Source organism: Kitasatospora sp. NPDC047058 (genome assembly GCF_040643935.1).
Taxonomy (GTDB): Bacteria; Actinomycetota; Actinomycetes; order Streptomycetales; family Streptomycetaceae; genus Kitasatospora.
In genome coordinates this window covers 1-10,027 of record NZ_JBEYVJ010000273.1, presented here as the reverse complement: position 1 = coordinate 10,027, position 10,027 = coordinate 1, and the positions used below count along the sequence as shown (strand labels likewise).

The following is a 10,027-nucleotide window of genomic DNA, read 5'->3' as shown; positions in this document are numbered from 1 at the left end:
GCCCGCGAGGGTCAGCAGGGTGGACTTGCCGGAGCCGGACGGGCCCATCACGGCGACGAACTCGCCGGGGTGGACCTTCAGGTCGACCCCGCGCAACGCCTGGACCTCGCCGGCGCCCTGGCCGTGGACCCGGGTGACGTGGTCCAGGTGCAGCACCGGTCGGACGGCGCTCCCGGACGGATCGGGACTGGTCTGAGACATGGGGGTCCCCCTCGGGAAGTGGCATGACGGCGGAAGCCTGCGGCCGGCGGGTGGGACGTCCCCCCGGTCGGCGAGGCTGCATACCGAGTATGTATAGCGCACCCGTCGGGGAAAGTCATATGCAGTCCGCCGACATATGGAGGTGCGAGCGCCCCCGAACGGTTCCGGAGATCTGCGGCCTACGCTGGCGGGGCCAGTTCTCCGGAGGAAAGGCTCACCGACATGACGGACCTGACGCCCCATCGGTACGCGACCGGCACGACCCCGCGCGCGGACCTGGGCGTGATCGGCGGCTCCGGCCTGTACGCGCTGCTGGACGACGTCACCGAGGTCGCCGTCGACACCCCGTACGGGCCGCCCAGCGACTCGCTGTTCCTCGGCGAGGTGGCCGGCCGCACCGTGGCGTTCCTGCCCCGGCACGGCCGGGGCCACCGGATCCCGCCGCACCGGATCGACTACCGCGCCAACCTCTGGGCGCTGCACTCGCTCGGCGTCCGCCAGGTGCTCGGGCCGTGCGCGGTCGGCGGGCTGCGCCCCGAGTACGGGCCGGGCACGCTGCTCGTCCCCGACCAGTTCGTCGACCGCACCTCCGGCCGGGTGCAGACCTACTACGACGGCCTGCCCCTGCCCGGCGGCGGACTGCCCGAGGTGGTGCACGTCTCCATGGCGGACCCGTACTGCCCGGCCGGGCGGGCCGCGGCACTGGACGCCGCCCGCGACGCCGCCTGGGAGCCGGTCGACGGCGGCACCCTCGTGGTCATCGAGGGCCCGCGCTTCTCCACCCGCGCCGAATCCCGCTGGTACACCGCCAACGGCTGGTCGGTGGTCGGCATGACCGGCCACCCCGAAGCCGTCCTCGCCCGCGAACTCGGCCTCTGCTACACCTCGCTCGCCCTCGTCACCGACCTCGACGCCGGCGTCGAAAGCGGCGAGGGCGTCACCCACACCGAGGTCCTGGAGGTCTTCGCCCACAACGTCGACCGGCTGCGCACCGTCCTGTTCGAGGCCCTCGGCAAGCTGCCCGCCACCCGCGACTGCATCTGCTCGCACGCCCTGGACGGCCTCACCACCGGCCTGCCCGGTGTCGGGGGCGGACCGGCGTGAACCGCCCCGGCGCGCGGGCGGCCGCCCCGGCGCGGGCGGCCGCCGGGGCTCAGCGCTTGAGGTAGGCGAGGACGGCGAGGACGCGGCGGTTGTCGTCCGCGGAGGCCTCGATCCGCAGCTTGGCGAAGATGCTCGCGGTGTGCTTGGCGACGGCGCTCTCGCTGATGTGCAGGGTGTGCATGATGGCGGCGTTCGAGCGGCCCTCGGCCATCAGCTCCAGCACGTCGTGCTCGCGGGCCGTGAGCTCGGCGGTGGTGCCGCGGGCGTCGCTGCGGGCCAGCAGCCGGGCGATGACCTGCGGGTCCATCACCGTGCCGCCGGACGCCACCGAGCGGACGGCGTCGACGAACTGGGCGGTGTGGGTGACCCGGTCCTTGAGCAGGTAGCCGACGGCGCCCTCGCCGCCGGCCAGCAGCTCGTGGGCGTACAGCTGGTCGACGTACTGGGAGAGGATCAGGACGGGGAAGGCCGGGCGGAGGCGGCGCGCCTCCAGCGCGGCCTGCAGGCCCTCGTCGGTGAAGGTCGGCGGCAGGCGGATGTCGACCACGGCGACGTCCGGCCGCTCCTCGTGCAGGGCCCGCAGCAGCGCGGGGCCGTTGTCCACGGCCGCGACCACCTCGAAGCCGTGCTCCTGGAGGGTGCGGCTCAGCCCGTCCCGGAGCAGGAAGAGGTCTTCGGCGAGGACGACGCGCACGGTATCTCCAGGGTCGCGATGGTCGGGCCGCCCGGCGGGCTGTGCAGGGCGAGGGTTCCGTCGAAGGTGCTCAGCCTGCGCCGGATGCCGTGCAGCCCGCCGCCCCGGGCGGGGTCGGCCCCGCCGCGGCCGTCGTCGCCGACCGTGATGCGCAGCGCGGGGCCGGCGTGCTCCAGCCGGATCCGGACCTCGCGGGCGCCGGAGTGCTTGCCGGCGTTGGCGAGCAGCTCGCCGACGGCGAAGTAGGCGGCGGACTCGACCGCGGCCGGCAGCCGGCCGGGCAGGCGGGCCTCGACGTGCACGTCGAGTAAGCTGTCGAGCGCCAGGGACCGCACGGCGTCGCCGAGTCCGCGGTCCGCGAGGACGGGCGGGTGGATGCCGTGGACCAGGTCGCGGAGGTCCTGCAGCGCCCGGGACGAGGTGGCGCGGACGTCGTCCAGTAGCGCGCGGGCGGCCTGCGGGTCGCTGTCGAGCAGCTGGGTGGCCTTGTCCAGGGCCATGCCGAGGGCGACCAGCCGGGCCTGCGCCCCGTCGTGCAGATCCCGTTCGATGCGCCGGAGTTCGGCCGCCTGGGCGTCGAGCGCGTCGGCGCGGGTGTCGGTGAGGTGCTCGATGCGGCGCTCGAGTGCGGTGCGGTAGGGCGCGGAGAGCGCCCGCCGGCTCCAACGGGCGTGCCACTCCAGGGCGGTGGGGGCGAGTCGGACCCCGGCCGCGACGAACCCGAGGCCGAGGACCAGGGCGGCCAGCATGGTGGCCGGGGACTCGACGGGGACGAAGGCGTACCAGTTGCCGTCGCCGAGGAGCCGCCAGACGAACGGCTGCACCAGTGCGCCGAACAGCCCGTAGTGGATGAGCGCGAGCGGGAGCGCGACCAGCAGCCCGCCGGTCCACGGCTCCAGCCAGGCCCACCTGAGGTCGCGCCAGAAGCCCTCGTCGCCGAGGATGCGGGACGACCGGCGGCGGCGGTCCCGGGAGCCGTCCCCGCCGCGGCTCCCGGCACGCACCCCACCAGGCACCCCTGAGCGCACCCCACCAGGCACCCCTGAGCGCACCCCGGCAGGCACGCCGGGAGCACCGCCGGCCCCGCTGCCGGCCGCCGCGCCGGCCAGCGGTTCGGGCGGGCTGATCACGGTCCCCGTCCAGCGGGCGGTCCAGGAGCGGTGGCGGTCGGAGAGCCGGCGCAGGGCCGTCGCGGCGGGCGGCAGCAGGGCGCGCCCCAGGCCGACGGGGAGCAGGAGCAGCGCGCCCACCACGAGCCCGCCGGCCGCGGTCACCACGAAGGCGGCCAGCGACAGCAGTTGGCACCGCCCGGCGGCCACCCAGCCGCGCCGCACCGCGGCCCGGCCGCGTCCGAACGCGGTCCGGCCGCCATCAGGGCGTCCGTCCCCCGCCGCCATGACCACCCGTTGTTCCATGCCCTCAGCGCGCCCCGTGCGGCGCCGCCAGGATCCTATCCGCCGGTGCCCGCAGCACCCATGGCACGGCCGCCAGCAGGCACGCCCCGCCGAACAGCAGCATCGGCAGCACCGCGCCGGACTCCTCGTCCATGAACAGCAGCATGCCGAGGTTGACCAGGGTGTGGAAGCCACCCGCGAGCAGCAGCCGGTTGGCGCGGACGTGCTCCAGGCCGAGCCCGAGGACGACCGACATCGCCACGGTCGCGAGCAGGAACCCGGCGGCGTACGCCGGGGCCTGGGCGAACACCCGGACGTGCCAGGCGCCCCACACCGCCCCCACCAGGACGGAGGCCGTGACCGGGCCGAACCGCGTCCGCACCAGCGGCTGGAACAGGCACCGCCAGCCGATCTCCTCGCCGCAGGCGCCGGCCAGTTGGGCCACCGCGATCAGCGCGAACGGGTGCCCGAGCGCGCCCGGGCCGGTCGACAGAGCGGTGCCGGCCGCCGCCGTCACGGCGTACGTGCCCGCGCTCAGGGCGATGACCAGCGGTGCGGTGAGCAGCAGCCACATCTCCCGTCCCGGCCGCCGCTCCGGCCCGCCCGGGGTCCGCCGGGCGGGCAGGGCGGGCCGGGCGGGCAGGGAGCCGGCGAGTCGGCGCCGGATCCGGGAGGGCCACAGCAGGGCCACCGCGGCCACCCCGGCGGCGGGGCCGAACTGGGTCAGCTGGACGACCTCCGCCGGAATCCCCGTCGCGGGCTGCACCGCGCCCAACGCCCCGGCCGCCGTGAACGCGACGGCGAGGAACACCCCCGCTTCCGCCTTCCATACACGCATACCGCCTGGCCTCCCGCTCGTCCGGTCCGTCCGCGTCACCGTCGGACGCGTCGCCGTCGACTCTGCCGGGCGCGGCGGTGCAGGCCATTGCGGGTAGCTGTCCGGAGGGGGTGTACCCAGGTGCACTCCTCCGCGGGCGCAACCCCTGCCGCCGGGTGCCATTGCACTGTTACTGTCGGCGTCATGTCCAAGGTGGAGATCGACGCGCTGACCGCCGAATTCTTCGGCTCCTTCGACAACCGGGGCGGCAGGTCGGCCGACGTCGGCCGGCTGCGCAGGCTGCTCCTCCCGGGTGCCGTGATCGTCGTGACCGGCCCGGGCTACACCGTCTACACCGTGGAGGAGTTCATCGCGCCGCGCGAGCAACTGCTCGGCGGCGGGCGGCTGGTGGAGTTCTCCGAGTGGGAGACCTCGGAGCGGACCGAGATCGCGGGCGACATCGCCTCCCGGTTCGGCGAGTACCGCAAGTCGGGCATCCTGGACGGCGAGCCGTACGAGGGCACCGGGACGAAGACGATCCAGTTCGTCCGCACCCCGGAGGGCTGGCGGATCGCCGCGTTCTCCTGGTACGACCGGCCCTGACGGCAACCCCCGGCCCCGGGGTGGCGCGGCCTCAGCCCCGGACCATCCGCACGCCGGCGACCTCCAGCAGGCCGTCCAGCTCGACCCTCCCGACGGTCTGCTCCGGGCTCACCACGAGGCCGTCGCGGCGCACGAGGTCGAGCAGCCGCTCGGCCAGCGGCATGACCATGTGCCGGCCCCAGCAGCGCTCGTCCGCGTGGCCGAACGGGAGGTAGCCGGGCTGGTCGTCGGGGTCGAGGTCCTTCCACCGCTCCGGGCGGAACGCCTCCGGGTCGTCCCAGAGCCGGGGATCGCGGTGGCTCAGCAGCGGGAACATCAGGATGTCGTCCGCGCGGCCGATCCGGCCGTCCACGGCGGGGTACTCGGGCGAGGCCATCCGCAGGAGGTTCCAGGACGGGGGCAGCAGGCGGAGCGCCTCCAGCAGGATGTCCCGGTTCGATACGCCCTCGTCGAACGGCGCGCCCAGCCAGAGCGCATTCGTCGCCAGTGCGGACACGGTGGAACAGACCGGGGCGGCCACCCGCCGGTAGAGGTACATCGCGAAACGCCGGTCCTGGTAGTTCTCGGCATTCAGCGCGCGGGCCGCCAGCTGGGACAGCGGAATTCCCGCCCCGGGTTTTCCGAGCATGGCCGTCCCGGCCGCGACCGCCATCCAGGTCAGTTTCGGCGTGAGTTCCAGCCGGCGGTCCACCAGAATGCGGAACCGGAAACTCTCGCGGCCGAAAACGAGGTCCCGGAGGTACACGTGGGCGACGTGCGGCCATTTCCCGGTGAGATCGGGCCGGCCGAGCGGCTTCCTGAGCGCGGCCCGGACGTCGGCGGACACGGCCTGCATGAGCGCGGACGCGTCGGTCCGGGTGACCTGCCGCCCCTGGACGGGCTTGAACGTCGGCCGCTCCTCGGCGTTGGCCGGCCGGCTGCGGAGCAGGCGGTCCATCAGGTCGACGCCGGCGACCCCGACGGTGTCCTCCTCCAGGCGGAAGAGGTCCGCCCCGCGGTGCTCGCGGAGCAGCGCGTCGATCCGCGGTGCGAAGACGGTGACCCGGGCGTTCCTGCCCGTGCGGGACATGGCCATCGGTGAACTCCAAGGGTGGTCGGCACAGGAGGAACGGCCCGTGCCCGGGGGAACGGGGACCCACCGGGCACGGGCCGGGCGGCGGACTACCCGGTCAGATCCAGCCGTACCACGCGTAGGCCTTCAGGCTCTTCTCCGGCATGACCTTCTTCACGAAATGCACGAGCTTCATGACAGTACCTCCGTCTGACGTCGGAAAGGACGCTTGCAGAACGACCCGGCGGGGGCGGTGGTGAATCCGCGGAATTCCGTGGTCCGCTTCCGCCGTGCCTGGAAAAAGTGAAGCCCGGGCCCGAAAACCGCGTCAAGTGGCGCAGGTCACCCGCGGAATTCCGGCTGTGGGAGGTTTCGCATTCCCCGGCGGCCGGTTGGCGGTGGAAGGGGTGGAATGTCCGACCCGGGCGGATCCGTACGGTTGGGGCGGCTGTAAAGGCGCCGGGGAATCCACGACCGTGCTGGTCCGCGCCCTCCGGCGGACGGCGGCCGGGCGGACGTGGCCCGGCCGGGGGTCGGCGGGGCCGGCTCGCGCGGGGGAGCGGGCGGGGCCGGGGCGGGGGCCGACGGAACGTTCGGTCTGCCCTTTCGGGCACCCGCGCAGCGGCGTCGGTCGCGCAGCCGCGCCGCTGGGCCGGGCGGGGCCGCCGGGCCGGACCTGGCGGGCCGGGCCGGGGCGCGCCTGCTGCCCGCGGTGCGGAACCGGCCCGTGAACGACGCGCGCCGCCGCCCGGCGGCCGGTGAGGGCCTGCCGGTGCGGCGGCGTCAGTGGTGCGCGGCCGGGGTCAGCGCTTCCTGGCGGGCGCGGCCGGGGCGGCGGCCTGCTTCTGCTGCTCCTTCTCGTGCTTCTCCTTGATCCGCACGGTCTCCTTGCGGACCTCGGCCTGGACGGTGCGCTCGCGCTCCAGCCAGGACGGGTTCTCCTGCTTCAGGGCGTCGATCTGCTCCGTGGTGAGGGCCTCGGTGACCCCGCCGCGGGCCAGGCCGGCGATCGAGACGCCGAGCTTGGCGGCGACGACCGGGCGCGGGTGCGGGCCGTTGCGGCGCAGCTCCTGGAGCCAGGCCGGCGGCTCGGCCTGCAGGGCGTTCAGCTCCTCGCGGGAAACCACGCCCTCCCGGAAGTCGGCGGGGGCGGCGTCGAGGTAGATGCCCAGTTTCTTGGCCGCCGTGGCCGGCTTCATGGTCTGGGTGGTCTTCGGCTTGAGCGATGTCATGGTCATAAGGGTAAGCGAGTGAGTGGCGGCCCCGGTCACGGTCGGTAGCCTTGCTGCGTGACAGAGATGCAGGCGAACCCCTCGTTCCGACTGGCGTATGTTCCGGGCGTGACGCCCGGTAAGTGGGTGCGCGTCTGGGAGCAGCGGCTCCCGGACGTCCCGCTCACCCTGGTCGCGGTGCCGGTCGAGGAGGGCGAGCCGACGCTGCTGGGCGGCGGTGCGGACGCCGGGCTGGTCCGGCTCCCGGTCGACCGGGACAATCTCAGTGCGATCCCCCTCTACACCGAGACCACGGTGGTCGTCTTCCCGAAGGACCACTGGCTGGCGGCGGCCGAGGAGGTGCCGGTCGCGGACCTCGCCGACGAGATCGTCTTCCACCCGCTGGACGACGCGCTCGGCTGGCAGACCCTGCCGGGGCGGCCCGCGATCGAGCGGCCGGCCACCACGGGCGACGCGATCGAGCTGGTGGCCGCGAACGTCGGCGTGCTGCTCGTCCCGCAGTCGCTCGCCCGGCTGCACCACCGCCGGGACCTCACCTACCGGCCGGTGCCGGACGCGCCGCAGTCGCAGGTGGCGCTCTCCTGGCTGCAGGACCGGACGACCGACCTGGTGGAGGAGTTCATCGGCATCGTCCGCGGGCGGACGGTGAACAGCTCGCGCGGCCGCACCCAGGCCGCGGAGCCCGAGCGGCCGAAGCAGCAGCAGACGGGCGGCAAGCCGTCCGCGAAGCCGGGCGGCAAGACGGCAGGCGCCAAGACGGCGGGTGGCAAGACGGTGGGCGGGAAATCCGCGGCCGGCCGGGGTGGCGGCACCGGGAAGCCGGGCACCGGGCGGGCGGCCGGCGGCCGCTCCGGTGGCGCCAAGCCCGGAGCCGGCAAGTCCGGCGGCGCCCGCCGGGGCCGCCCCGGGCGCTGATCCCGGGCGGGACCGGCCGCCGCGCCCGGGTGGGCTCGTCCCAGGGCCCTAGGCTGACGAGCCATGAGCGAATTCGTGGCGGAGGACCGGGACCGGCGGGACCGGGCGGCGACCCGGGCGTGGGTCGAGGCGCAACTGGCCGACGGCGGCAGGGTGACGGGGGACACCCGGTTACGGGGTGGCTTCACCGCGGACATGCGCCGCCTGAGCATCGAAGGGCCGGACGGGCCGGGGGAGTTGGTGCTCCGCTCGTTCGTCCGGCCGTTCTACCTCCGGCACGCGGAAGGCCTGCTCTCCCGCGAGGCGGCCATCCTCACCAGGCTCGCCGCGGACGGCACCGGCGTACCCGCGGCCACCCTGCGCGGAGTGGACGCGACGGGGGAGTTCTGTGACCACCCGTCGCTGCTGATGACCGTGCTGCCCGGAGCCGTCCGGGTGGACGGGGAGCGGCTGGACGAGCGCTGCCGGCTGCTCGCCGAGCAGCTGGTCCGGATCCACGGCCTCGACGTGCCGGAGGACGAGCGGCCGCGCGACTACCAGGCGTGGGTGACCGCGGAGGGCGTGCGGCGGCCGGAGCGGAGCGCGCGCCCCGGGGTGTGGGAGCGGGCCGTCGAGGTCATCCGCCGTCCGCCGCCGCCCTTCCGGGGCCGCTTCCTGCACCGCGACTACCACCCGGGCAACGTGCTGTTCGGCACGGAGGAGGACGGGGAAGCGCTGCGGATCACCGGCGTGGTCGACTGGGTGGAGACCTCGTGGGGCCCGGCCGACCTGGACGTCGCGCACTGCTCCACCGCGCTCGCGCTGCTGCACGGCGTTCCGGCCGGGCTGGAGTTCGCCGACCGCTACCGGGCGGCCGGCGGGGAACTGGCCGCGGACCCGGCCGACCACCTGTACTGGCGGCTGCTCGACGCGCTGGCCTTCGCGCCGGACGCGGAGAAGGTCGGGGTGAGCTGGCGTGATCTCGGCCGGGCGGACCTGACCGCGGCGCTGCTCACCGCGCGGCTGGAGGAGTACATCGAGGAGCTGCTGCGGCGCTACGGCTGAGGCGCCGGGCTCAGTGGCGGTGGCCCTCCGGGGCCGGCGCAGCCTGGGCCGCCTCGGCCTCCGCCTCCGTACCCGCCCCCGCCGCGGCCTCCGTACCCGTGCCAGCCTCGGCCGCCGCGCCCGCCCCGGCCGTGACGGTGAAGGCGGCGGTGCGGACGGTGTCCCCGTGCCGGAAGTCGAGGAAGAGCCGGTACGTGCCCGGGCTCGGTGCGGTGCCGGTGAAGGCGATCTCCGGCCCGGGCGCGGTGCTCTCCGGGTGGACGTGGAGGTAGGCCAGGTCGCCGGCGCGCAGCGCGACCAGGTGGCCGTAGGCGCCGAGGTAGGGCTGCAGGTCGGTGACCGGCCGGCCGTCCCGGGTGACGCCGAGCGTGAGCCGGGCGGGCCTGCCGGGCGTGAGGTCGCCGCCCAGGGTGACGGTGTAGCCGTCGACGGTGGCGGTGCGGCCGGTTTCCGGCAGCGGTGCGGGGTGCAGGTCGCCGGCGGCGTGGAGGTCGGCGCCGAGGGTGAGGCCCTCGGTGGTGCCGGCCGGGGTGAAGTCGGCGAGGACCCGGTACTCGCCGGCGGCCGGCAGGGCGGCCGTCGCGCTCCAGGTGCCGTCGGCGGCCCGGGTGGGATGCAGGTGCTGGAAGGTGGCGAGGTCGCGCGGGGCGACGATCAGGTGCAGCTCCTTCTCGTGCGCGGGGCGGTAGTCGGTGACCGGGCGGCCGTCCGCGCCGAGGATGCGGAAGCGCAGGTCGGTGGGGGCGCCGGCGGTCACGAAGGGGTTGTCCAGGCTGAGGGTGTAGCCGCGTTCGGAGACCTGGAGGCCGCCGGGCAGCTGGTCGCCGGCCGTCCCGGCGGCGGTCCCGGCGGGGGTCCCGGCGCCGGGGCCGCCGAGGGGGCCGGACGGGTGGGGGGGGAGCCGGTGGGGGGTGCGCCGGAGTTTGACAGATCGGTAGTGCGGGGGGTGGGGTACGAGTGGAACAGCAATGG

General features: G+C 75.1%; 12 protein-coding genes. 4 read left to right on the top strand and 8 right to left on the bottom strand.

The features are described from left to right. The coding region (locus ABZ885_RS29300; RefSeq protein WP_360194959.1) for an ATP-binding cassette domain-containing protein at positions 1 to 201 on the bottom strand (201 nt) is incomplete at its 3' end. Between the two features lie 222 nt (positions 202 to 423). Here ABZ885_RS29300 and ABZ885_RS29295 point away from each other — a divergent pair. Beyond that, positions 424 to 1,305, top strand: coding sequence for an S-methyl-5'-thioadenosine phosphorylase (locus ABZ885_RS29295; RefSeq protein ID WP_360194956.1), 882 nt, complete (start codon positions 424 to 426; stop codon positions 1,303 to 1,305). 49 nt (positions 1,306 to 1,354) lie between these two features. Here the strand turns inward: ABZ885_RS29295 and ABZ885_RS29290 are convergent, their stop codons facing one another. From ABZ885_RS29290 to ABZ885_RS29280, 3 genes are read right to left on the bottom strand one after another with little or no spacing between them, the layout of a single operon-like run. Beyond that, positions 1,355 to 1,999 carry a response regulator transcription factor gene (locus ABZ885_RS29290; RefSeq protein WP_360194952.1) on the bottom strand — a complete coding sequence of 215 codons (645 nt, stop codon included), beginning with the start codon at positions 1,997 to 1,999 and terminating at the stop codon, positions 1,355 to 1,357. Further along, entirely contained in the window at positions 1,951 to 3,414 is a 1,464-nt protein-coding gene (locus tag ABZ885_RS29285) for a sensor histidine kinase (protein ID WP_360194949.1), read from the bottom strand. The genes ABZ885_RS29290 and ABZ885_RS29285 overlap by 49 nt, the downstream gene beginning before the upstream one ends. Before the next feature lie 4 nt (positions 3,415 to 3,418). Continuing rightward, positions 3,419 to 4,231, bottom strand: a complete 813-nt coding sequence (locus ABZ885_RS29280) for a CPBP family intramembrane glutamic endopeptidase (protein ID WP_360194946.1) — start codon at positions 4,229 to 4,231, stop codon at positions 3,419 to 3,421. A 183-nt stretch (positions 4,232 to 4,414) separates the two neighbouring features. Between ABZ885_RS29280 and ABZ885_RS29275 the strand changes: the two genes are divergently transcribed. After that, positions 4,415 to 4,813: a nuclear transport factor 2 family protein gene (locus tag ABZ885_RS29275; protein ID WP_360194943.1), complete on the top strand. Its 399-nt coding sequence runs from the start codon at positions 4,415 to 4,417 to the stop codon at positions 4,811 to 4,813. A 31-nt stretch (positions 4,814 to 4,844) separates the two neighbouring features. Here ABZ885_RS29275 and ABZ885_RS29270 read toward each other — a convergent pair whose 3' ends face one another. From ABZ885_RS29270 to ABZ885_RS29260, 3 genes are all read right to left on the bottom strand, one after another. Next, entirely contained in the window at positions 4,845 to 5,888 is a 1,044-nt protein-coding gene (locus ABZ885_RS29270; protein WP_360194940.1) for a cytochrome P450, read from the bottom strand. A gap of 94 nt (positions 5,889 to 5,982) precedes the next feature. Then, positions 5,983 to 6,060, bottom strand: a complete 78-nt coding sequence (locus ABZ885_RS29265) for a tryptorubin family RiPP precursor (RefSeq protein ID WP_350540985.1) — start codon at positions 6,058 to 6,060, stop codon at positions 5,983 to 5,985. A 607-nt stretch (positions 6,061 to 6,667) separates the two neighbouring features. Further along, positions 6,668 to 7,096, bottom strand: coding sequence for a DUF5997 family protein (locus tag ABZ885_RS29260; RefSeq protein WP_360194937.1), 429 nt, complete (start codon positions 7,094 to 7,096; stop codon positions 6,668 to 6,670). A 57-nt stretch (positions 7,097 to 7,153) separates the two neighbouring features. Here ABZ885_RS29260 and ABZ885_RS29255 point away from each other — a divergent pair, with 57 nt between their 5' ends. Beyond that, entirely contained in the window at positions 7,154 to 8,011 is an 858-nt protein-coding gene (locus ABZ885_RS29255) for a LysR family substrate-binding domain-containing protein (RefSeq protein WP_360194934.1), read from the top strand. 63 nt (positions 8,012 to 8,074) lie between these two features. Next, positions 8,075 to 9,055, top strand: coding sequence for an aminoglycoside phosphotransferase family protein (locus ABZ885_RS29250; RefSeq protein WP_360194931.1), 981 nt, complete (start codon positions 8,075 to 8,077; stop codon positions 9,053 to 9,055). Between the two features lie 10 nt (positions 9,056 to 9,065). Here ABZ885_RS29250 and ABZ885_RS29245 read toward each other — a convergent pair whose 3' ends face one another. Next, positions 9,066 to 10,025, bottom strand: a complete 960-nt coding sequence (locus ABZ885_RS29245) for a hypothetical protein (protein ID WP_360194928.1) — start codon at positions 10,023 to 10,025, stop codon at positions 9,066 to 9,068. Between the last annotated feature and the right edge of the window lie 2 nt (positions 10,026 to 10,027).